Here is a 20,739-nt window from a genome sequence, read left to right as displayed (position 1 = left end):
CTTATCAAATAAAGAAGATATAAAGGAAATAGGAGGGGAAATGATGTTTACAAGTCGAGTAACAGACATATTAAAAATTGAGTATCCCGTTGTTCAAGCCGGTATGGCAGGCGCGATTACGACGCCAGAACTTGTTGCAGCAGTAAGTAATAGCGGAGGATTAGGGACGCTTGGAGCGGGCTATATGAGCCCAGAACAAATTCGTGAAGCGATTTATAGAATAAGAGAACTAACAGATAAGCCGTTCGGTGTTAATTTACTTGTAACGAAAGAGATAGAAATAGAAGAAGAGAAGGTAAATGAGGCGAAAGTATTACTAAGCGGAGTAAATAGAGAATTAGGTATAGAAGTAGAAGGAACGTTAAAGCTTCCAAAAAGCTATAAGGAACAATTACAAGTGCTATTAGATGAAAAAGTACCGGTCGTTAGTTTTGCATTTCAAACGTTAGAAAAAGAAGAAATAAATGATTTAAAAAGAAGTGGAATAAAAGTTATCGGAACAGCTACCCATGTGAAGGAAGCGAAAGTACTTGCCGAGTTAGGAGTAGATATTATTGTCGGGCAAGGAAGCGAAGCCGGAGGGCATAGAGGAACGTTTATTGGGAAAGAACGAGATGCTATGATCGGTACTTTTGCGTTAATACCTCAGTTAGTAGGGGCTATTCCGCATATCCCAATTGTCGCAGCAGGTGGTGTAATGAACGGACAAGGGCTTGTTGCGGCATTGGCACTAGGAGCAGAAGGTGTTCAAATGGGATCGGCCTTTTTAACAAGTGAAGAGAGTATTACGCACGATGTGTATAAAGAAGCGGTTTTACATAGTACAGATACGAGCACAACTGTAACTCGTGCGTTTTCTGGGAAATATGCGCGGGGTATTCGGAATGAATTTATAGAGAGACATGAAGGAAAAGAAGAAGGGCTGCCGATGTATCCAGTGCAAAACGTATTAACTTCTAAAATACGCCAAGAGGCAGCGAAGCAAAATAAGGAAGAATATATGTCACTTTGGGCAGGACAGGCAGCATCATTAGCTCGAATCGAATCAGCTCAGCATGTAGTGGAGCGAGTTATGAAAGAAGCAGAGAATGCAATCGAACAATTACAAAATATATACAAAAAGACCACTTGAGTAATTCAAGCGGTCTTTTCATTAGTTTGCTTTATAAAATTGTTGGATGGCTTCGTCGATGTAAACCCAGCCTTTCCAACCTAAGTGCATATGATCTTTTAAGAAGTATTTATCGTATTCATGATTTGAGAAGTCGGCAATTGGATAACCAGCTTTTTCAATTTGCTCATGAACTTTCTTATAGTATGCTTCGCGGCGTTCTTTCGGGAAGCCAGCGTAGTCGTACCAAGGACCTTTGACAGGAACAGAAATGAAGAGTGGTTTTGCACCAGATTGTTTTAATAAATCAAGTACAATTTGTAAATCTTCATATTCTGGCGATTGGTCGTAAGCATCATTTTTTAAGTAACCTTCACGTTGCTTTAATTTTTTCTTAATTTTGCTATTGAAGTAACCATCTTCGATACCATATTCATTAGATCCAGATTCTGCTGCACCTGTTTGATCCGCATGTTTACGAGCTTCTTCCCAGTTCATTTGTTTTAATGAAGGATCGAGCTTCTCTTTGTGCGGTTTAATATTAAACATAGCTGTAAATAAATCTTTACGATCTAAAATGTTACGGTAAATATAAGCGAAAGGTTTAGCAGCAAGTGCTTTTACTTTATACTTCGTATCATCATAAGCGATGCCTTCAAGCGAGATTTTTAATAAAGTTTCTTTTTTTACAATCTCAAAGTTTAATAAACGCTTTGCAATTTGTTTTTTCATTTCAGGTTTTAAATCATTGTTGAAAATGAAGTGGTAACCTTGTTGTTTTGAAAAGTTAGGTGCAAAGTGCGTTTCATCAATACCTTGTGGTACAAACCATTGCGGAGAAAGAACGAATACCATTTTCTTATCTTTCAATTGATCCATTGTAGATGCAAAGTTTAACACATGTACAAGGTCTTGTGTTCCGCCGCGTCCAAGAAGGAATGGTGTGAACCCTTCAGGCTTTACTTTAAAATAATTAGATGGATGGAAAGCATCCATACGTGCGAATTCCGATGAACCGTACATCGGAAGATATTTTGGATCTGCTAACATCTTTTGCTGTAAAATCATACTTTGAATTTTTTCTTCTTTTAAAGAAGTGGCAGCTTGTTCTACTTTTTCATCACTTAAAAGTGGAAGTAGGAAGCGCGTTGGAATAAGTAAGAATACAGCAAAAAGGGCCAATGCTAAAAGCATCGGACCAAATTTTGCTTTGTTCATCGGATTTCTTCCAACTTTTTAATAACCATGTTTGGTGTAGCCCACTCGTCACGGTCAAAATCAGAAATAGAAACTTCAATATCTAAACGCTCTTGGAATTCAACTAATAAAGATACTACAGCAAAAGAATCAAGAATACCTTCTTCAAATAATTGAACATCTAAGTTTTCTTTCACAATATCGTTTTCACATACTTCTTCTAAAATATCTAATACTTGCTCTTTGAATTCTGCCATTTTTAAAATCTCCTTTATATCCGAAATATATTATATGTGCAACTTCTTAATGGAATAAGAAGGGTGCATTAAAAGTATCTGTTAAGGTGTCCAGAGAAGATTAGGAAACCGAAACATACAATGTGGAACGTAATTACAATCGCAAGGATGCGTGTGAATTTATTGTTTGGCCAAAATTTATGCTTCTTGTTTTTTCGTTCGAAAATATCGAATAAAATAAACAGTGCGGCATGATATAGACCATAAATAATATACTGCGCAACAGCGCTTCCTTGGATATGCCAAATTCCCATAATGAAGAAGTTTAAAAATGCACCGATATACGAAATTGTGTAACGGTTCTTAATTAACTTTTTCTTCGTTGCAAAAAATACGAAACGCATGTAGATGAAGTCACGGAACCAGAATGATAAACTCATGTGCCAGCGGTTCCAGAAGTCTTTAATATTACGACTAAGGAATGGCTTATTAAAGTTTTCTGGCGTTTTAATTCCCATCATATAACTTACACCAATTACAAAAGAGCTATAACCAGCAAAATCAAAGAATAGATATAAGCTATAGCTATACATGTAAATCATATTTGAAAAGATTGTATCGTGTTGAGCGAATGCTGGATCCATACAATATTGCTTTATTAAGTAAGCAATAATAAATTTATACAAGAAACCTTGGAAAATACGATTTAGTCCTGTATATAGTAAATTTTGATATTCTTCAGCGCTAGGTGGCTTTTGAATATCTTTTTGGAATCTACGGTAACGATCGATAGGTCCTGTTGAAATCGCAGGGAAAAATAAAACGAATTCCCAGAAGTTAAAGAAAGAAAGCTCTTTAATTAAACCATCACGAACTTCAAATACCATTTGAACTGCTCTGAATGTTACGTAAGATATACCTAGAAAAACAACAAGTTTTAACTCAGGTAGTAACGATGCAAATGGTGCGATTTTTGCCAAAATAAGAGGCAAAATCGATAAAATAACAGCTATGCAAAATGTGAATGTACTATTATTTTGTTTTCTTAAAATTAAATAGCCTTTAATTAGGGCATATTGCCAAATAATAAATGCGGCTAACATCATTGCTTGCTTTGGTTTATCTGAGAAGATAATAGCAAGCATGACTAATGTTAAAACGGCATTATATTTACGCAACATTTTACCTTTTAATCCAGCTATGATAGTAGGTATTAATAAAATGCCCACTATAGCGAAAAAATAAAATGATCCATATGCGGTCATGCTGTAACCTCACTCAATAATTTTTTGCGATCTACCTTTCCATTTGGTGTCATTGGAATAGAAGATTGATACATGAATTTACGTGGAATCATGTAGTTTGGTAATCGCTCATTGAGTTCTTTTTTGATTGCAGATGTTAATTTGAATTCTTTTTCAAACGAATGCTCCCCAGGAACAACAACCGCTAATAAATAATCGTATTTCTCACCTTTTTTAATTGGAACGATAACTGCTCCTTCTACGTAAGAACACGCACGAAGGTGATGCTCAATTTCTTCTAATTCCATTCGATAACCATGCAACTTAATTTGGAAATCAAGACGACCATTATAGAATAGAAGACCATTTTCAACATAGCCAGCATCGCCTGTTTTATAGGCGCGCTCACCGTCAATCATAGTAAATGCTTTTTCTGTTAATTCAGGGCTTCCTAAATATCCAACGCTTACGCTTGGACCGACAATTACGATTTCACCTTTTTCACCATCAGGTGCAATCGTGCCATCTTCTTTCATAATAAGAAGGCGACAGTCTGATTTACAATAGCCAACTGGAAGTGATTTGTATTGATTAAGCACTTCTTCTGTAACGTGAATACCTGTTACAGCGACAGTAGCTTCTGTTGGACCGTAAGTATTCATAATTGTTGCTTTTGGGAAACGCTCAATTAATTTTCTAGCCACTTCATTTGGTAACACTTCACCGCAGAATAAGAATGTTTTCATGTTCGGTAGCATACTTTCAGAGAAGGATGCTTCCATTAAACACATTTCAGCGAAAGAAGGTGTCGAAGTCCATACTTGAATATCCGATTGCTCTAAAGAAGCAAACAAGTCTTTTGGACGCGCAATCATATCTTTATCGATTGCCCAAAGTGTACCACCTGTTACTAATGATGGGTAAATATCCATTACAGATAAATCGAATGAGAAAGGTGCTTGATTTAAGAATACTTGCCCTGTTTGTAAGTTGAAATCTTCTACAGCCCATTTTGTAAAGCTAACAAGGCAGTTATAAGTAATCTGAACCCCTTTCGGATTACCTGTGCTTCCTGATGTGTAAATAATGTAGAAGTTCTCATCACCTTTTACCGCATGTTCAGGATTTGGAGTGTTCCCTTTATGAGTAAAGAAAATATCTTTTAAGTTGTCTTCACTTACGATGCGAACTGGTAAATCAGTTACAGTTACTGCTGTTGCCGATAAAAGTAATTTCGCACCAGAATTTTCAGCAATACGTTGTACACGATCAGCTGGGATAGATAAATCTACAGGAATGTAAGCATGTCCAGCTTTTACACATCCTAAAAAGTTAACAATCATTTCAGGTTGCATATGGCCATACACCATAATTGGTGAACGATCGTCTGGATACTCAGAAGAAATCCAATGTGCTAACGCATCAGAATCTTCCTTTAATTGTTTGTACGTAATTTTCGCATCTCGCCAAACAAAAGCGGTTTGATCAGGCGTTTCTGCAGCCCACTTTTCAATTTGTTCTAATAACTTCATAACGTTCCCACCCTAGAATTCATTGTAAATAAATGTACTTGTGTTTGTATCATGGAATCCATACAACCAAAGTAATGCAAATAAAATTGCAAGATAATAAACCGTCTTTGCAACCCATTGTGTGAGTGGTCGAGACCATATCTCTTTTAATCTTTCCATGTCTTTCCCTCTCTTAATGAAATAATAGCTCTTTGTAGGTATCATGTCCTACATTATTGTGAAAAAAACAAAATCCCACATTTTAGGTAAAAATAAGTCAAAAGGCTCTTTTTTGATATTAGCACTAAATACTAAAAAAGAAAATCCCTAACTTAGCAATTATATTACATTCAGCATGAATTTGTAATGGGTTTGACATGTAAATAGAAAGTGGATTGTGTGAATACATAAAAGTGGACTATAAGAATACGTAAAAATACAGTATTTGTTTTTATTAATCATTCAAGACGGAGTAAACTTTTAAATTTCTAGTTCTTTTGAAAAGGAGGAAATTATCATGAATAGAGTGTGGAAGAATCTAATTTCGGAAGAAAATATCGTGAAATGGAGAAGGCACTTCCATAAGTATCCGGAATTATCATTTCATGAAAAAGAAACTTCGCAATTTATATATGATACATTATGCTCATTTTCTTCTTTTGAAGTAACGAGACCGACGAAGTATAGTGTACTAGCAATTAAAAGAGGTGTGAAGCAAGGGAAAGTAATTGCGATTCGAGCTGATATAGATGCTTTGCCAATTCAAGAGGAGACAAGTAAATCTTATACATCTGTGAATAAAGGAATGATGCATGCATGTGGGCACGATGCTCACACAGCTATTTTATTAAGCACAGCAGAGGTGCTATCAAATATAAAGGAAGATTTTGCAGGTGAGATTCGTCTATTCTTTCAGCACGCAGAAGAGGTGTATCCCGGTGGGGGACAAGAAATGGTTGAGGCAGGTGTAATGGACGGTGTTGATTATGTAATAGGTTTACATGTTATGTCTGGATTAGAAAGCGGAAAGATAGGAATTGTGTATGGGCCGATGATGGCGGCACCAGACGTATTTAAAGTTGAAATTCAAGGCAAAGGAGGACATGCGGCGCGGCCAGAAGAAACGATAGACCCTATTGCTATCGGAGCACAGATTATTACAAATTTACAACATATCGTATCAAGAAATACGAGTGCTTTTATGCAAAGGGTTATTTCAGTTACACAATTTCATGGGGGAACGGCTGACAATATTATTCCTAGTACAGCAACTTTAATGGGAACCGTTCGTTCATTTAATCAAGCATTGAGGGTGGAAGCAGAAGGGAAAATCGAGAAAATTGTGAAAGGAATTACAGAAGCACATGGAGGATCGTATACATATACGTATCGATATGGATATGATCCGGTTATTAATGATGAATATATTACGAAAATAGTAGAAGAAAGTGCACTACATTTGTTTGGGAATGAGCGTGTTGTGAAGCTTGAACCTTCTATGGGTGGGGAAGATTTTTCAGCATATTTAAGAAAAGCACCCGGTTGTTTCATTAAATTAGGAACAGGTAATGAAAATATATATACTTGTTATCCACATCATCATCCGAAATTTGACGTGGATGAATCAGCATTAATTTGTGGAGTGGAGCTATTTTTAGAGACGACTATAAGATTACTAAAATCATAGAAAAACAAAAAAAGGCAACTGCACTCTATTGCAGTTGCTTTTATTTCTTTCCGTCAGAGAGGGCTGAGAAAGAACTATGCTCATTCATAGTATATGAATAGCTAACGGACAAGCTTGTACATTTTAATCATTTTTTTAAAAATAGTTGTTGACATTGATAATCAATGTCAATTAATCTAAAAGTAGTTGAAATTGATAATTATTATCAATAGGATGGATACGACATGTTAATGAGAAAAAATTTTCACCTTCTGCGGAGGGGATTAAAAGATAAAAATAAAGATAAAGATGTTGATCAGCATATGGAATGGCAAAGAAATGTAATTCGGTCTGAATATGTAGATGAGAAGAAGAGCATTCAAACAGAAAAAGAGATACAAAGTAAAGGGAGAGGTTCAGTTGAGTAAGTTAGTAATGATTTTTGCAAGTATGAGTGGAAATACAGAGGAAATGGCTGACCACATTGCCGGCGTAATTCGTGAAACAGAAAATGAAATTGAAGTTATTGATATTATGGATTCACCAGAAGCTTCTATATTAGAACAGTATGATGGAATTATTTTAGGTGCATATACTTGGGGAGATGGTGATCTTCCTGATGATTTCTTAGATTTTTATGATGCAATGGATTCTATTGATTTAACTGGGAAAAAAGCGGCAGTATTCGGATCGTGTGATTCGGCTTATCCGAAATACGGAGTGGCAGTTGACATTTTAATAGAAAAGCTACAAGAGCGCGGGGCAGCAGTTGTGTTAGAAGGACTAAAAGTAGAATTAACGCCAGAAGATGAAGATGTAGAAAAATGTTTACAGTTTGGAGCTGAATTTGTAAAACACCTTTCTTAATGGCAGAAGGGAGATGAAGAGCAAGTGCATGAGAAAATCTCAATCAAAACGATGACAGATTATCATTTGTATGATTTTATGCGTTGTCCGCATAAATTTTATTTTCGTCATATAAAAAGAAGAGAACCTTCTTCATTTGAATGGCAACAAATAGCACAAATGATTGTCAATCAAATTATTAACGAGTATTACACGCTACCTGCGGGTCAACAAACGAAAATTGTACTTTTAATATTAATAGAAAAGTATTGGAAAAAAGTAAGGATTAATATGTTTGCTTCGAAGACGGAGTACTATATTGTATTAGCTAAGCTAACGGATCACTTATTACAGTTTGTTGAAAAGGATGATAGTCAGACACCACCATTGTTTTTATACGAGAAGTTTCAAACATATATGGAAGAGTTAGGTGTCCACATGTCATTGACATTTGAAGTTGGTGAGTGGAGTGCTGGGTCGTTTGTAATTAAAAAGTATGTCGTCGATGCGGATGAGGAAATGCTTGCTCTTTGTCAGAAGCTAATGACAGTATTCAGTTATAAAGCTTTCGGCGTTCTTCCAGGAAAGATTGAAGTTATTAATTTAATAGAAGGAACTAAGTATGAGTACATTCCAAAACAGGAAGATATTATAACTGGAATGGCTGATTTATCTAGAATGAAAGAAATGTTGCAACAACCTGAGCATTATACAGAGCGTCATTTTCGTTCTGAGTGTATAAGTTGTGCATTTCGTAGTGAATGCCAAGGGGAAGAAGTAAAGAAAGAAGCGGAGCAGAAGAAAAATATCGTACATTAAAGGATGCAACTTTGCATCCTTTTTTGTTGTTGACATGAAAAGCTTTTCATCATTTACCGTATATTTATAGCAGATTTTAATAAAGTGAATCTTTAATCAGTGGGGGGTTTGTCAATCCCCCACTGATTATCAGCCCTCATTAATCGGGCTACCCGCAAATAGCAGGATAAAGGGAGGAATAATCAATGAAAGATGAAACAAAAGTATTTCAATGGTTAAAAGAACAAAATGCTCCTTTTGGAATTCAACTGCAAATTTTACAAGCATTTCAACTGTATAAAGTCATTGTTGAAATGGATAAAAAGTTAATGTTGTATGAGGAGAGAGAGCAGAGGGAGAGAATGTAATCTCATCCCTGCAGTATTATTTTCAGTTGTTCTATACCCGATATGAATTCAAGTTCCTCGTTTCTAAGTTAAGTTATTCCACTTTATGATATCAGAATTTTCTTTCTATATGTTAAAATATAGCTATCATTATGAAGAAGGGCGGGAGCATTACGAAAAAAAGACTGTTAATCAGTTCTCTATGTATCGCTTTTATATTGTTTTGGTCATATAAAGAGGAGGTTTTTGCTACCTTTAAACCGATTGATCAGTACGAGTTAAATAAGGAGTTAAAGAACAAAAGTATAGAAAATTTAACTCATAATGAAATGAAAAAGGTAGGAGAGCATTTTGTGACCGAGCAACTATCAGTGTTTGGGTCTACTAATAAAGAAGATGTGAAACGAAAAGGTGAAGAACTATTTTTAAATAGAGGGTATGAACAATTAATGGGAAATTATTATCCAAATCGTTTTCGAGATTTAGAGTATAAATTTACAAACGAGGAGATACGTGAAGAGACCGATGAGAGTTTTCTTTATCAAGCTGTAGCGTACGTTGCGGGTACTGAAAATGGTAAGAGAAGCGAAATGAAATTGAATTATGAAGTGAAAATTGTAAAGGTTAATAATATATTTATGGTGCTAGAACAAAAGCAGCGCGTACAATAAAGGAAATTCATTGCTCAATAGAACATTTTGGGGTGTGTACTACTTAATGCGGAATAAAAAGGCCCTCAAGGAATAAAGGGCCTTTAAAGATTTTCATTTTGTTGACCAAGTTCTTTTTGAGCAATATATAAATTTCCTTGCTCGACTTGTTTAAGGGTATGAACAGAATCTCCTGCATATCCTTTTTGTGTTTTAACAGTTCTTTTTGAACGATTGGAATCTTGTTTCTTCATAATAATAGGCCACCTTTCATCAAAAATAAACGAAAATGATAAGTATGAGTAATACAGCAGCGAAAATGGTAATGCCCATTAAAAACGAAGTGTTTTTATATTTAGGTGGCTTATGTACATCTTGCCGATATCCAGGTGAAATTTCAGGGGCAAATTCTTCATCGAATGATTGCTTTTTTTCTTTGTCGTCCATATGTACCCACCTTTCTTTTTCATTATATTATACGTTACAAGAAAAAATATGCATAAAGAAAACAGCCGCTTTATTATTAGCGGCTGTTTTGTGTTGTATATTTTCGTTGTACTTGAAAGAGACGGATAAGTAGGAAGGCAGCGCCAAATGCTAGACCGATAATAAGACCGATCCAATAGCCTTTTGCGGCCCATTCTGTATACGTTGCTAATATATAACCTAGTGGTAGACCTATTATCCAATAAGCAATTAAAGTCATAATTAGAGCGACATTTACATCTTTATAACCACGCAGAGCTCCTTGTACAGGGGTTGCAATTGCATCTGAAATTTGAAATAAAATCGCAAAGATAAGAAATTCTTTTGCTAAATGATGAACTTTTGCATCTGTCGTATAAATAGAAGCAATTTGATCATCAAAGAAGTAGAGAAGAATCGAATATAATAAAGCAAAGGCAAGGGCTAATCCAATTCCAATCAGTCCGTATTGTTTTGCATTATCGAAACGTTTTGCACCAACTTCGAATCCGACCGCAATAGTCATTGCCATTGCTAAACTTAGCGGAGTCATATATAACAAGGAAGCAAAGTTCATAGCTGCTTGGTGAGCTGCAATAGTTGTCGTACTAAAATTACTCATCATAAGCGTTACCGCAGCGAAAATACTCGTTTCAAAAAAGATAGCAAATCCGATAGGGACGCCAAGCTTTAAGAATGCTGTCCAACTCGAAAGAGAAGGGCGGTATAATTGTTTGAAAATGTTGAAAGAGGCAAAAGGCTCTTTCGTCTGAATAATAATGACTGTAATAATTAAAATGCACCAATATGTTGCAGTGGAAGCAATTGCCGCTCCAACACCACCAAGTTTTGGGAAACCGAAGTTACCAAAGATTAATAAGTAATTTAATATTACGTTAATTGGTAATGATAGTAATGTAATAATCATCGTTGTTCGAGTTTTTCCTAATGCATCAATAAATCCACGTAAAACCGTGTAAGTGAATAAAGGTATAATTCCTATTGCGATAATACTTAAAAATTGAGCTGCAATACGTTCCACAGGTTCTTCTAAGCGCATGCCGTTTAAAATAGGTGAAACGACAAAGAAACCGATGAGGATAACAACGAAACTAGCACAAATTGCTAAATAAACTGCTTGTATGACAACGTGGGGAACGTCCTCTTTTTTCTTGGATCCAACGAGCTGTGCAACAATGGGAGTCGTGGCCATTAAAATTCCTGTTAACCCAGTACTAACTGGAATCCATATACTTGTTCCAATTGCGACACCTGCTAAATCAGTTGGGCTTGCATGTCCTGACATTGTTGTATCGAAAAAGCTCATCGCAAATAATGACATTTGCGTTACGAAAATCGGAAAAAATAGTAATACAAATTGCTTTAACTTTTGTGAGAATGAAGTAGTTTCTTTCATAAAATCCCCTTTCCGTATAAAAAAACAAACTCTTACTATCATACAATTTAATCAAAGATTAGAAAAGAAATACGCGCCTACAACATATGAAGCCAATAAAAAAAGGATGCACTTTGAAAAGGGATAAGGTATTATGATAAGGTGTGAAAAAATTACATATTATTTGTTATTAAGGAGGCACTACTTGTGGCTGATTGGTTAATTGGTTTAATCATGGGTGCTGTTGAAGGGTTAACAGAGTTTCTACCAGTATCATCAACAGGACATATGATTTTAACAGGACATTTAATTGGATTTGACGATGAGAGAGCGAAAGTTTTTGAAGTTGTAATCCAATTGGGATCGATTTTAGCGGTTGTAGTTGTATTTTGGAAACGATTATGGTCGTTAGTTGGAATTGGGAAAGTAAAAGAAGGGCCATCGTTAAATTTATTACATATTATTATTGGGATGATTCCTGCCGGGGTACTCGGTGTATTATTCCATAGTGCAATTAAAAAGGTTTTATTTGGTCCAGGACCAGTTGTCATTAGTTTAGTAGCTGGTGGTATTTTAATGATTGTTGCTGAGAAGTTTTCAAAACCAAGTACAGCAAGAACGTTAGATGAAATCACATATAAGCAAGCATTTACAATTGGAATGTTCCAATGTTTAGCACTTTGGCCAGGATTTTCTCGTTCTGGTTCTACAATAAGTGGTGGTTTATTAGCTCGCGTGTCGCATACAGCGGCAGCTGAATATACGTTCATTTTAGCAGTACCGATGATGGTAGCTGCAACTGGATTAGATTTAATTAAAAGCTGGGATGTATTAAGCTCGGCAGATGTAACGCTATTTGCAACAGGATTTGTAACTGCATTCGTTGTTGCGATGCTTGCAATTGTCTCATTCTTAAAATTATTAGCTCGTGTAAAACTAACACCGTTCGCTTATTATCGTTTCATTTTAGCTGCGGTATTCTATTTCTTCATTATGTAAAATAAAAACCTGCCGAGCTCGGCAGGTTTTTATTTTACTAATTTTTCTATCATGTTTTCCATTACATGTTCCCAAAGAGAAGTATCATCAGCTAATGTAGCACGGAAATTAGCATACATTTCTTTTTGTTTTTCTTCAAATGTTGGATCTTCTTTTTCAGGTAATGTAGCGCGCATTGAAGTTACTAATTCTTGTACTTTTGGAGCGCGTGGTCCAAAGACGGCTTGTTCATTTCCATCTTTATCAATGAAAATAAAGATTGGAATCGCACGTGCTGTTCCATTTGTTAAATATTGATCCATTAATTCTAAGTTTTCATCGCGAATTAATAAACGCATATCAATATTTGCAACTTCAGAAATTCGTTTCATAACAGGTACGCATAAAAGAGCATCGCCACACCAATCAGCAGTTAATACGATAACACGCCAGCCATCATTTTGACGTTCTTCTAATACAGGAAGTAATTCATTTGGAATTAAAAAATTATTGTAAATGTGTAGTAGCTCGTATTGGTTGACTTGCATTTCATTCACATATGTATCAAAGGACATACCTTTATCAGCCCATTGTTGTAAGTTCATAATTAACACCTCTTTAGTAAGATTTGCTTTCATTGTACCAATTTTTATATAGAAAAGCTTGTATTCTTACTCTTTCTTGTCACTTAATAATTTATTTAATAGAAAAAAGAATAGTACGACACATAATTCAGTTAAGTTGGACATTTGTACGCTTTCTATCCAATCATCAGCAGTATGAATGACGAACCAATCTAGTGTAATTTCAATGAATGAGAAAAGAGTGAGAGAAATCCAATTTGGCATGTTTTGAGTCAATGGATATAGCAGCGCTTTGAAGAAACTGAAAATAAATAATGTAATACCATCTAAGAAAGTGATTAATAAAAAAAAGAGAAGTAAAGCAGTACGTGAACTATACGCTATACCTGTAATTTGAAAGATTCCTACATATACAAAAAATATAAATGTAAAAACTATAATGAGAAAAAGAGCAATAATACTAATGATAATTGTTTTATCTTTTAGGCTGAGATTTGAGAACCTATCCTCCTCATGCATTAAAATATCCCTTTTTCTGGAAGTTGACTTCATTTTATCATGAAATACATATTAAAAAACTACGAATTATGGGAAAATAAGGTGACAAAAAGTAAGATTTCATGTAAAATTATTAATAAGGTTTTTATTTAACTAAATGAAATAAAAGGAGCTGTCAATGTTGTCTCAAAATCGAGAGCAATTAATGGAAGAACTATCGACAAATGTGTTTGCTATGTTTCGCACGTTGCGTAATGATATCGGAAAAATATTCGGTGGTTACATACCGTGGAATGAATTCATCGTCCTAAGAATATTAAATCGTACGAATAAAGAAATGGTATCGCGTGTAGCAAATGAATTAAATGTGTCGAATAGTCATATTACAGCTGTTACAGAAAAATTAATTAATAAAGGTTTTGTAACTCGTTCACGTTCTACATCAGATCGCCGAGTTGTGTATTTAGAGATTACAGAACAAGGGAAAGATTTAGTTGCGAAAATGGAAGATGCGAAAAAACAATATTTACAAGAAAGATTCTCTGCACTTTCAGAAGATGAAATGAATGTAATGATTTCAATTTCCAAAAAACTTATTTAAGTGATTATAAACAAGAAAACGCTTACGTGATAAAATAGAAGGTCTTCCTTATAGATGGGAGATCTTCTTTCGTGTGTAATAAATGTTAATAAATAAAATGTGTATGAAAAAAGATAGAGCGCCATACTACTAATACAAGGAAGGAGGGAGAAATATGACGAATCGTAACGGTAGTAAAGGGAGCGGTAATCAAGGATCACCAAAGTCCGGCCAGTTTAATCAGGAATTTAGCACTGAATTTGAAACTGGTAATGATAATAAAGGGAAAGAATATCGTTCTAAAAAAGGGAGTAAATCAAAAAAGGAGTGAATTAATTCACTCCTTTTTTGATTTAAGATGCTGCCGATTGATCCGTATTATATTTTTCTTCTGATTTTGCGACAATCATTGCGCAAATTGCATCGCCAGAAATGTTTACAGCTGTTCTAGACATATCTAGAATACGGTCAATACCGATAATTAAAGCGATACCTTCTACTGGTAGATTTACTTGATTTAAAACCATTGTAAGCATTACAAGTCCAACACCAGGTACACCAGCAGTACCGATACTAGCTAGTACAGCAGTTAATACGACCATAGCTAATTGCGGTAATGTAAGTTCAACTCCGTATACTTGAGCGATAAATACAGTGGCTACTCCTTGCATAATGGCAGTACCATCCATATTAATAGTTGCCCCTAGTGGTTGTACAAATGAGCTTATCGCTTTTGGAACGCCAAGCTTATCTTGTGCTGTTTTCATTGCAAATGGAAGCGATGCATTAGAGCTAGATGTACTAAATCCAATTGCCATTACTGGCCCGAAATGTTTAAAGAAACGAACAATACTTTCTTTTGCTAATATCTTTAATAAGCCACCATATACAAAGACCCCGTGAATAATGAGTACTAACATAACGACAATCATATACTTGAACATCGCAGCGACGCCTGCAAGCCCCATTTTACCAACGGATGAAGCGAGCAAACCGAATGTTCCAATTGGGGCTAATTTCATAACGAGATTAACAAGATACATCATTAATTCGTTGCCCTGTTCAAGTAATGAATGGATACCTTGAACTCGTTTTCCTAAAATAGCTATACCGAGTCCAATCAATACGGCAAAGGCAATGATTTGTAACATGTTTCCGTCAGCCATCGCTTTTGCTGGGTTATCTGGTACGATATTTAGCAATGTGTCAACGAAAGATGTTTCAGTTTTTGCACCTTCATACTTAAGACCTTCTGTTTTAAAATTACCGCCAGCTCCTGGTTTTATAATAAGTGCAAATGTAACCGCTATAGAGATGGCAACCGCAGTTGTTACGAGAAAGAATGAAATTGATTTTAAACCGATTCTTCCAAGTTGTTTCGGATCTCCAAGGCCGGCAGCACCAAGTACGATAGAAATGAACACAACAGGAACAACTAGCATTTTAATAAGTCGAATAAACAATTGACCAATTGGGTTGAACACATATTGATTTAGTGGCTCAAAGATAGATGGAGCAGCTAAATTTAGAGTGAGTCCAACAACTAGACCTAGAAATAATGCGATTAAGATTGCTTTTGTTTGTTTCAATAAAATCCCCCCTTTTGTTTTTGTGAAATTTCTTTCTAAAGTAATTATACCGAAAAAATCCCTAATTTAACAATATTTTCTGAATTTTTTGGTTTTTAGGTGTAGATAGACTGATTTTGTGTTTGGAAAATAAAATAGACCATCACATAGGATGGTCTAGGGAAGGGGACAATTTATGTCAATTTAATTAGGGATGGAAGTTGCTTTAAGACACTGGGGAATGTCTTATAAATTAGGGAGGAACAACTTCAATACATATACTATAAAAGGTAGGTGTGACTCTCATGTGAACATAGGGTGAAAGAGAGAGGGAGTTTTAAATAAAAGATAGAAAGACAAAAAAATAAGACCATCACATAAGATGGTCAAGGAAGGGGACAATTTATGTCAATTTAATTAGGGATGGAAGCTGTTCAAAGACACTGGGGAATGTCTTATAAATTAGGGAGGAACAACTTCGATACATATACTATAAAAGGTAGATGTGACCTCTGTGTGAACATAGAGTGAAAGAGAGAGGGAGTTTTAAATAAAAGATAGAAAGACAAAAAAATAAGACCATCATTTATAAGATGGTCAAGGAAGGGGACAATTTATGTCAATTTAATTAGGGATGGAAGTTGCTTTAAGACACTGGGGAATGTCTTATAAATTAGGGAGGAACAACTTCGATACATATACTATAAAAGATAGATGTGACCTCTGTGTGAATATAGAGTGAAAGAGAGAGGGAGTTTTAAATAAAATGAAAATTTAATGAGTGTTTTTTGTTCATCCCCTGTTGATTATTAGCCTTAACCAATCGGGCGTTTATTGCCCACAAATAGCGGAATAAAAGATAAAGCAAACAAAAAATAAGACCATCATTTATAAGATGGTCAATGGAAGGGGACAATTTATGTCAATTTAATTAGGGATGGAAGCTATTCAAAGACACTGGGAAATGTCTTATAAATTAGGGAGGAACAGCTTCGATACATATACTATAAAAGGTGGATGTGACCTCTATGTGAACATAGAGTGAAAGATATGGGGATTTGAAAGATAGTACATATGAAATTGTTATTGCTAGCAATATAGAATTAGGATATAGAGTTTTCCAGCATAAAACGAAAAGGAATCTGAATATAAATAAAAGTTGTAATCTATGAAAAAAAAGATTATGCTCAACTATATTATGAGAATATAAGGTTTGTCCCAATTATTTAAGGGCTTTTAAAAAGCTTTTTATTGTATGAGGGGAAGCTTCACTTTAATAAGGGAGTTAGTGATATGGACGTAACAAAAAAACAAGGGCTGTATAATCGTCTTATACGATTAAACCCACCACAAATATTAGCATTAGGCTTTTTCTGCTTAATTGTGGTTGGCGGTTTGTTATTAAAATTACCATTCGCAACGAAAGTACATATTAGTTGGGTAGATGCTTTCTTTACAGCAACGTCAGCAGCGACCGTAACTGGTTTGGGAGTAGTGGATACAGCAAGTACATTTACGATGTTTGGCGAAATTGTTATTATGTTTTTAATTCAAACAGGTGGTCTAGGCCTTATGACAATTGCCATTTTAATTGTTTGGGTACTAGGTAAAAAAATCGGATTACGCCATCGTTTATTAATTGGAGAAGCATTTAATCAAACAAATATAGGTGGTCTTGTAAAATTAGTAAAGCGTGTCTTTATATTTTCGATTTGTATTGAACTTATTGGGGTCATCTTTTTATCGTTTCGCTTTATTCCAGAGTTTGGTTTTGGAAAAGGTTTATACTATAGTATTTTTCATGTAATTGCATCTTATAATAATGCAGGGTTTGCTTTATGGCCAGATAATTTAACAAGATATGTAGGGGATCCCATTATTAATATTGGGATTTGCTCTTTAATTGTAATCGGAGGACTCGGTTTTACCGTATTAATTGATATATGGTATAGTCGCAGTTTTCGAAAATTATCACTTCACTCAAAAATAATGATTATTGGAACAGTAGTGCTAAATGTTATAGCAATGATTGTGATTTTTGTATTGGAATATAATAATGTGAAGACGTTAGGGAATTTATCTTTAAATGAAAAACTATGGGCTTCCTTCTTTCAAGGTATTACTCCGCGGACAGCTGGATTTAATACGGTTGACTATGGAGGTATGGAAGAATCATCTATATTATTTACGATGATTTTAATGTTTATTGGTGCAGGAAGTGTATCGACAGGTGGAGGAATTAAATTAACGACGTTTGTTATCTTAATTACATCTGTCCTTTCTTTCTTTAGAAAAAAGGAGGAAATTGTTTTATTTCAGCGTACAATTAAAATGTCGACAGTAACGAGGGCATTAGCAATTGCTGTTGCCAGTCAAATACTTATTTTAGCAGCGGTATTCATATTAATGCTTACAGAAAACTTCAGCTTTATTCAATTATTATTTGAGACAATATCAGCGTTTGGCACAGTCGGATTAACGATGGGAATTACTGCACAGCTATCGGCATTCGGAAAATGTATTATTATGTTTGTTATGTTCTGCGGATTAATTGGACCATTAACACTTGTGTTCTCTTTAGCGCGACCAGCAAAACAAAAAATAAAATATCCATCGGAAGATGTGTTTACAGGATAAGGTATCCCGCGTTAAGCGAGATACCTTTTTCTTTTTTAGAACAGGGAGAACAATAGACCAATAAGTGCTACTCGGAATAAAATTGCGATAAGTGCAGCAATTCCACCGACAACTGCAGCGATACCGCCAGTTACAGTAGCTCCGCGATTATAAGCGTAAATACCGAGTAAAACAGAAACAAGACCAAATAGTGTTGGAAATGTAAATAGCGATAAGATAGATAGCGCAAGAGCGATAAAACCAGCAGTTGATCCAGCAGCGGACGATTTTACAACATCTTTATCGTCTTTATCATCGTAATCATAATCAATGCGTTGTGGTGCAACCTCAGCGGCGTACTCTTCTTTATAGTCACTATAATCACTATCTATTCTATCTCTTTTTTTATAATCATCAAATTTCTCAGTCAAAGTCATGACTCCTTTCATAACAAGGTTCAATAGTAGTATGTATCTCTTTTTCTTTTTTATCCCGCTATTTGTGGGAGTCGAGCTACGTACACATCCCACTGATTAAAGTTTCACTATACCGGAGCATGTACAGGGAGTAGTATCTTTTAAAAGAAGGAAAATGTTTTTTTGAAATAGGAAAAGTTAGTATGACTTCCTCTATTTTGGAAAATATAAAAAGGAATAATGAGGAAAGGGTGCAATACATAATGGAACATCCAATTGAAAATTTAATGAAAACGGCAATGACAAATTTAAAAGAAATGGTAGATGTAAATACAATTGTTGGGAGCCCGGTTTCAACAGCTGACGGAAATGTAGTATTAACAGTATCTCAAGTGGCTTTTGGTTTTGGAGCTGGTGGAAGTGATTTTAAAGGGGATTTCATCACTGAAAAACATAACGGTGGGCAAAATCAGCATAAAGAGAACAAACAAGGGCATCCATTTGGAGGAGGAAGCGGGGCTGGGGTTTCCATTAGTCCAGTAGCTTTTTTAGTAGTTGGTTCTAATGGGGTGCAAGTATTACATCTCAACAGCAGTACACATTTAATTGAAAAGGCTTTAAATACTGTACCAAGCACTGTAGATAAATTTGTGAATGGTCGTCAAAAGTGAACTTGCATTTTTTAGGAATTATGATATATTAGAAAAAGTGCGCTTTAGGATGATCGGAATAATTGAAATGTAAATATATATGATGTGTGGAATAAGGGAGAGGAATTTATGATTAATATCAAAAACTTAGTAGTTGGCTTATTTATGTTAGTTAGCGGCTTTGTTGTATATGTAATAAAAGAAAAAGCTCCATTCTAAAACAGACAAACCGTTAATGTCTGTTTTTAATTTACGGAAAAAAGTTGACAAGTTATTGTATTGGTGTTAGAATTTTAATTCGTGTCTCGGTTACAGCTAGTGTAAAGTAAATATCTCTTATGAATGCAATACGAAAAGTTTGCGAAAGATCGGGTAATTTTATCAACAACTTTTGTGAACAAACCCTATAAATTGTATTTATAAGCTATATATGTATACTAGTGAATCAAGGAGCGGTCAGTGGAACCGTAATGATGAGAGAGAGGTAGGGCTTTCATCCAGTATATGTTACTTTCCCGTTAGGTGAATATAAAAAAGAGGACTCCTTTTAAAAGGGGTCCTCTTTCATTTTTTAAGTGCGACTTTCAACTTGTTGACAAATTTCATCCGTTGTTAAACCGTGAGCTGTAATGACTGATCCTTTAATTGATGTATCTGCAATGCCCATCACATTAGAATCTTGCCCAGTTACAACGCAACAATCACACCCTTGTGCATCCTGTTCTGAGTTAAGTGTAACAACTTCATGACCTTGTTGTTGAAGAGCTTGTTGAACGTCTGTTAATGAGTTTTCAACGCCAATTCTAGCCATAATTATCACCTCCTACCATCTAATTGCTAGTATGCTCAAGTTCACTGCATATATTTATGAAAAGACGGTAGGAAGTAAATCTTTGTTTAGTCGTTATATACGCCAGTAAGCATTTGACTAACGAATTGATCGTTTAATGTATCTTGTGCTGAAGAAGTATTTGAATGGATGTCGATTGAAGCAATAAAATGATTATGTTCTTTCGTATTTGGTTCTACCTCTACGTAATTATCGAATTTACAAAAACCTTTCGTATCCATTAGATCAAATAATTGCAGCATTTCTACTACCTCTTGTCTCGTTCCTTTAATTTGTACACACGCCATATTTATTTCCTCCTTTATTTTGACAAATTGTTTTTTAAAAATAGGATTATGATTACGAAATGAAAAATATGAATGTTATTTTTAGACAGCGCTATTTTTGTTATTTTCCCCCTTTTTCAGCAAAAGTCGTTATATATCCCCGGATTTATAAAATCGGACGTCCGTTTATTGAATACAATAGATTCGTATCAATTGATGAAAATCCTTCTTTTAAACAAATATTTTTTTAGTGGAAATTGGCGAAA

At 35.0% G+C, this 20,739-nt stretch carries 27 protein-coding genes; 13 read left to right on the top strand and 14 right to left on the bottom strand.

The features are described 5' to 3' along the window. Nucleotides 1–43 precede the first annotated feature (43 nt). Nucleotides 44–1,132, top strand: a complete 1,089-nt coding sequence (locus tag ES895_RS09505) for an NAD(P)H-dependent flavin oxidoreductase (RefSeq protein ID WP_016109594.1) — start codon at nt 44–46, stop codon at nt 1,130–1,132. Between the two features lie 21 nt (nt 1,133–1,153). Here the strand turns inward: ES895_RS09505 and dltD are convergent, their stop codons facing one another. From dltD to ES895_RS09480, 5 genes are all read right to left on the bottom strand, one after another. Then, nucleotides 1,154–2,329 (bottom strand): D-alanyl-lipoteichoic acid biosynthesis protein DltD, encoded by a 1,176-nt coding sequence (gene dltD, locus ES895_RS09500; protein WP_001030268.1) that lies wholly within the window; start codon nt 2,327–2,329, stop codon nt 1,154–1,156. Next, a complete protein-coding gene (gene dltC / locus ES895_RS09495; RefSeq protein WP_000807310.1) occupies nt 2,326–2,565 on the bottom strand; it encodes a D-alanine--poly(phosphoribitol) ligase subunit DltC in 240 nt (79 codons plus the stop codon). The genes dltD and dltC overlap by 4 nt, the downstream gene beginning before the upstream one ends. A gap of 68 nt (nt 2,566–2,633) precedes the next feature. Next, nucleotides 2,634–3,809: a D-alanyl-lipoteichoic acid biosynthesis protein DltB gene (dltB, locus tag ES895_RS09490; protein ID WP_000127953.1), complete on the bottom strand. Its 1,176-nt coding sequence runs from the start codon at nt 3,807–3,809 to the stop codon at nt 2,634–2,636. Next, nucleotides 3,806–5,320 carry a D-alanine--poly(phosphoribitol) ligase subunit DltA gene (gene dltA / locus ES895_RS09485; RefSeq protein ID WP_000770512.1) on the bottom strand — a complete coding sequence of 505 codons (1,515 nt, stop codon included), beginning with the start codon at nt 5,318–5,320 and terminating at the stop codon, nt 3,806–3,808. Before dltA ends, dltB begins: the two co-directional genes overlap by 4 nt. A gap of 12 nt (nt 5,321–5,332) precedes the next feature. After that, nucleotides 5,333–5,479 carry a teichoic acid D-Ala incorporation-associated protein DltX gene (locus ES895_RS09480; protein WP_000440293.1) on the bottom strand — a complete coding sequence of 49 codons (147 nt, stop codon included), beginning with the start codon at nt 5,477–5,479 and terminating at the stop codon, nt 5,333–5,335. Nucleotides 5,480–5,816: 337 nt separating this feature from the next. Here ES895_RS09480 and ES895_RS09475 point away from each other — a divergent pair, with 337 nt between their 5' ends. From ES895_RS09475 to ES895_RS09455, 6 genes are all read left to right on the top strand, one after another. After that, nucleotides 5,817–6,986 carry an amidohydrolase gene (locus ES895_RS09475; protein ID WP_065704533.1) on the top strand — a complete coding sequence of 390 codons (1,170 nt, stop codon included), beginning with the start codon at nt 5,817–5,819 and terminating at the stop codon, nt 6,984–6,986. A gap of 224 nt (nt 6,987–7,210) precedes the next feature. Next, nucleotides 7,211–7,393, top strand: coding sequence for a hypothetical protein (locus ES895_RS09470; protein ID WP_000929021.1), 183 nt, complete (start codon nt 7,211–7,213; stop codon nt 7,391–7,393). Beyond that, entirely contained in the window at nt 7,386–7,832 is a 447-nt protein-coding gene (locus tag ES895_RS09465) for a flavodoxin (protein WP_000041153.1), read from the top strand. Before ES895_RS09470 ends, ES895_RS09465 begins: the two co-directional genes overlap by 8 nt. Before the next feature lie 24 nt (nt 7,833–7,856). Next, on the top strand, nt 7,857–8,630 hold the full coding sequence (locus tag ES895_RS09460; RefSeq protein ID WP_000544577.1) for a hypothetical protein: 774 nt from the start codon (nt 7,857–7,859) through the stop codon (nt 8,628–8,630). A gap of 185 nt (nt 8,631–8,815) precedes the next feature. Further along, nucleotides 8,816–8,977 carry a hypothetical protein gene (locus tag ES895_RS29200; protein ID WP_000651088.1) on the top strand — a complete coding sequence of 54 codons (162 nt, stop codon included), beginning with the start codon at nt 8,816–8,818 and terminating at the stop codon, nt 8,975–8,977. Nucleotides 8,978–9,108: 131 nt separating this feature from the next. Further along, nucleotides 9,109–9,627, top strand: a complete 519-nt coding sequence (locus ES895_RS09455; RefSeq protein WP_000715261.1) for a hypothetical protein — start codon at nt 9,109–9,111, stop codon at nt 9,625–9,627. An 83-nt stretch (nt 9,628–9,710) separates the two neighbouring features. Here the strand turns inward: ES895_RS09455 and ES895_RS29195 are convergent, their stop codons facing one another. The 3 genes from ES895_RS29195 to ES895_RS09445 all read right to left on the bottom strand — a co-directional run bounded on the left by ES895_RS29195 (nt 9,711) and on the right by ES895_RS09445 (nt 11,488). Further along, nucleotides 9,711–9,860: a hypothetical protein gene (locus ES895_RS29195; protein ID WP_000743742.1), complete on the bottom strand. Its 150-nt coding sequence runs from the start codon at nt 9,858–9,860 to the stop codon at nt 9,711–9,713. 19 nt (nt 9,861–9,879) lie between these two features. Beyond that, nucleotides 9,880–10,053: a hypothetical protein gene (locus ES895_RS09450; RefSeq protein ID WP_000341062.1), complete on the bottom strand. Its 174-nt coding sequence runs from the start codon at nt 10,051–10,053 to the stop codon at nt 9,880–9,882. Between the two features lie 76 nt (nt 10,054–10,129). Then, on the bottom strand, nt 10,130–11,488 hold the full coding sequence (locus ES895_RS09445; protein WP_000665550.1) for an MATE family efflux transporter: 1,359 nt from the start codon (nt 11,486–11,488) through the stop codon (nt 10,130–10,132). Between the two features lie 186 nt (nt 11,489–11,674). On the opposite strand from ES895_RS09445, the gene uppP reads away from it, so the two are divergent. After that, on the top strand, nt 11,675–12,466 hold the full coding sequence (uppP, locus tag ES895_RS09440; RefSeq protein WP_016109649.1) for a bacitracin resistance undecaprenyl-diphosphatase: 792 nt from the start codon (nt 11,675–11,677) through the stop codon (nt 12,464–12,466). Nucleotides 12,467–12,495: 29 nt separating this feature from the next. Here the strand turns inward: uppP and ES895_RS09435 are convergent, their stop codons facing one another. Together ES895_RS09435 and ES895_RS09430 are read right to left on the bottom strand one after the other, a co-directional pair. Then, a complete protein-coding gene (locus ES895_RS09435) occupies nt 12,496–13,083 on the bottom strand; it encodes a thioredoxin family protein (protein ID WP_001999429.1) in 588 nt (195 codons plus the stop codon). Between the two features lie 33 nt (nt 13,084–13,116). Beyond that, entirely contained in the window at nt 13,117–13,548 is a 432-nt protein-coding gene (locus ES895_RS09430) for a regulatory YrvL family protein (RefSeq protein WP_000544068.1), read from the bottom strand. Nucleotides 13,549–13,708: 160 nt separating this feature from the next. Between ES895_RS09430 and ES895_RS09425 the strand changes: the two genes are divergently transcribed. Both ES895_RS09425 and ES895_RS09420 read left to right on the top strand, forming a co-directional pair. Further along, a complete protein-coding gene (locus ES895_RS09425) occupies nt 13,709–14,128 on the top strand; it encodes a MarR family winged helix-turn-helix transcriptional regulator (RefSeq protein WP_000081432.1) in 420 nt (139 codons plus the stop codon). Nucleotides 14,129–14,282: 154 nt separating this feature from the next. Beyond that, nucleotides 14,283–14,438 carry a hypothetical protein gene (locus tag ES895_RS09420; RefSeq protein WP_000184928.1) on the top strand — a complete coding sequence of 52 codons (156 nt, stop codon included), beginning with the start codon at nt 14,283–14,285 and terminating at the stop codon, nt 14,436–14,438. A 22-nt stretch (nt 14,439–14,460) separates the two neighbouring features. Here ES895_RS09420 and ES895_RS09415 read toward each other — a convergent pair whose 3' ends face one another. Next, complete coding sequence (locus tag ES895_RS09415) at nt 14,461–15,696, bottom strand: dicarboxylate/amino acid:cation symporter (RefSeq protein WP_000814807.1); 1,236 nt, start codon at nt 15,694–15,696, stop codon at nt 14,461–14,463. Nucleotides 15,697–16,968: 1,272 nt separating this feature from the next. Between ES895_RS09415 and ES895_RS09410 the strand changes: the two genes are divergently transcribed. Continuing rightward, nucleotides 16,969–18,312, top strand: a complete 1,344-nt coding sequence (locus ES895_RS09410) for a TrkH family potassium uptake protein (RefSeq protein ID WP_048568831.1) — start codon at nt 16,969–16,971, stop codon at nt 18,310–18,312. 35 nt (nt 18,313–18,347) lie between these two features. Here the strand turns inward: ES895_RS09410 and ES895_RS09405 are convergent, their stop codons facing one another. Next, complete coding sequence (locus ES895_RS09405) at nt 18,348–18,722, bottom strand: hypothetical protein (protein WP_000136535.1); 375 nt, start codon at nt 18,720–18,722, stop codon at nt 18,348–18,350. A gap of 188 nt (nt 18,723–18,910) precedes the next feature. On the opposite strand from ES895_RS09405, the gene ytfJ reads away from it, so the two are divergent. Together ytfJ and ES895_RS09395 are read left to right on the top strand one after the other, a co-directional pair. Then, on the top strand, nt 18,911–19,378 hold the full coding sequence (ytfJ, locus tag ES895_RS09400; protein ID WP_000204234.1) for a GerW family sporulation protein: 468 nt from the start codon (nt 18,911–18,913) through the stop codon (nt 19,376–19,378). Between the two features lie 108 nt (nt 19,379–19,486). After that, nucleotides 19,487–19,576, top strand: coding sequence for a hypothetical protein (locus tag ES895_RS09395; RefSeq protein WP_000608227.1), 90 nt, complete (start codon nt 19,487–19,489; stop codon nt 19,574–19,576). A gap of 352 nt (nt 19,577–19,928) precedes the next feature. Here ES895_RS09395 and ES895_RS09390 read toward each other — a convergent pair whose 3' ends face one another. Next, a complete protein-coding gene (locus ES895_RS09390) occupies nt 19,929–20,168 on the bottom strand; it encodes a YkuS family protein (protein WP_000101022.1) in 240 nt (79 codons plus the stop codon). A gap of 86 nt (nt 20,169–20,254) precedes the next feature. Then, nucleotides 20,255–20,494 (bottom strand): DUF3911 family protein, encoded by a 240-nt coding sequence (locus ES895_RS09385; RefSeq protein WP_000752512.1) that lies wholly within the window; start codon nt 20,492–20,494, stop codon nt 20,255–20,257. Nucleotides 20,495–20,739 lie beyond the last annotated feature (245 nt).

It is taken from the genome of Bacillus sp. 007/AIA-02/001 (assembly GCF_004634455.1).
GTDB classification, from domain to species: Bacteria; Bacillota; Bacilli; order Bacillales; family Bacillaceae_G; genus Bacillus_A; species Bacillus_A cereus.
Note: the sequence above shows the minus strand (reverse complement) of the source record. Positions and strands in the feature narration are given on the sequence as shown.

Excerpts from the sequence above, each read along its gene's own strand:
- ES895_RS09420 (WP_000184928.1), top strand. The coding sequence starts at position 14,283 with ATGACGAATCGTAACGGTAGTAAAGGGAGCGGTAATCAAGGATCACCA.
- ES895_RS09385 (WP_000752512.1), bottom strand. The coding sequence starts at position 20,494 with ATGGCGTGTGTACAAATTAAAGGAACGAGACAAGAGGTAGTAGAAATG.
- ES895_RS09475 (WP_065704533.1), top strand. The coding sequence starts at position 5,817 with ATGAATAGAGTGTGGAAGAATCTAATTTCGGAAGAAAATATCGTGAAA.
- ES895_RS09480 (WP_000440293.1), bottom strand. The coding sequence starts at position 5,479 with ATGGAAAGATTAAAAGAGATATGGTCTCGACCACTCACACAATGGGTT.
- ES895_RS09390 (WP_000101022.1), bottom strand. The coding sequence starts at position 20,168 with ATGGCTAGAATTGGCGTTGAAAACTCATTAACAGACGTTCAACAAGCT.
- ES895_RS09505 (WP_016109594.1), top strand. The coding sequence starts at position 44 with ATGTTTACAAGTCGAGTAACAGACATATTAAAAATTGAGTATCCCGTT.
- ytfJ (WP_000204234.1), top strand. The coding sequence starts at position 18,911 with ATGACTTCCTCTATTTTGGAAAATATAAAAAGGAATAATGAGGAAAGG.
- ES895_RS29195 (WP_000743742.1), bottom strand. The coding sequence starts at position 9,860 with ATGAAGAAACAAGATTCCAATCGTTCAAAAAGAACTGTTAAAACACAA.
- ES895_RS09410 (WP_048568831.1), top strand. The coding sequence starts at position 16,969 with ATGGACGTAACAAAAAAACAAGGGCTGTATAATCGTCTTATACGATTA.
- ES895_RS29200 (WP_000651088.1), top strand. The coding sequence starts at position 8,816 with ATGAAAGATGAAACAAAAGTATTTCAATGGTTAAAAGAACAAAATGCT.
- ES895_RS09395 (WP_000608227.1), top strand. The coding sequence starts at position 19,487 with ATGATTAATATCAAAAACTTAGTAGTTGGCTTATTTATGTTAGTTAGC.
- ES895_RS09445 (WP_000665550.1), bottom strand. The coding sequence starts at position 11,488 with ATGAAAGAAACTACTTCATTCTCACAAAAGTTAAAGCAATTTGTATTA.
- ES895_RS09450 (WP_000341062.1), bottom strand. The coding sequence starts at position 10,053 with ATGGACGACAAAGAAAAAAAGCAATCATTCGATGAAGAATTTGCCCCT.
- dltA (WP_000770512.1), bottom strand. The coding sequence starts at position 5,320 with ATGAAGTTATTAGAACAAATTGAAAAGTGGGCTGCAGAAACGCCTGAT.
- ES895_RS09435 (WP_001999429.1), bottom strand. The coding sequence starts at position 13,083 with ATGAAAGCAAATCTTACTAAAGAGGTGTTAATTATGAACTTACAACAA.
- ES895_RS09430 (WP_000544068.1), bottom strand. The coding sequence starts at position 13,548 with ATGCATGAGGAGGATAGGTTCTCAAATCTCAGCCTAAAAGATAAAACA.
- dltD (WP_001030268.1), bottom strand. The coding sequence starts at position 2,329 with ATGAACAAAGCAAAATTTGGTCCGATGCTTTTAGCATTGGCCCTTTTT.
- dltC (WP_000807310.1), bottom strand. The coding sequence starts at position 2,565 with ATGGCAGAATTCAAAGAGCAAGTATTAGATATTTTAGAAGAAGTATGT.
- ES895_RS09470 (WP_000929021.1), top strand. The coding sequence starts at position 7,211 with ATGTTAATGAGAAAAAATTTTCACCTTCTGCGGAGGGGATTAAAAGAT.
- dltB (WP_000127953.1), bottom strand. The coding sequence starts at position 3,809 with ATGACCGCATATGGATCATTTTATTTTTTCGCTATAGTGGGCATTTTA.
- ES895_RS09455 (WP_000715261.1), top strand. The coding sequence starts at position 9,109 with ATGAAGAAGGGCGGGAGCATTACGAAAAAAAGACTGTTAATCAGTTCT.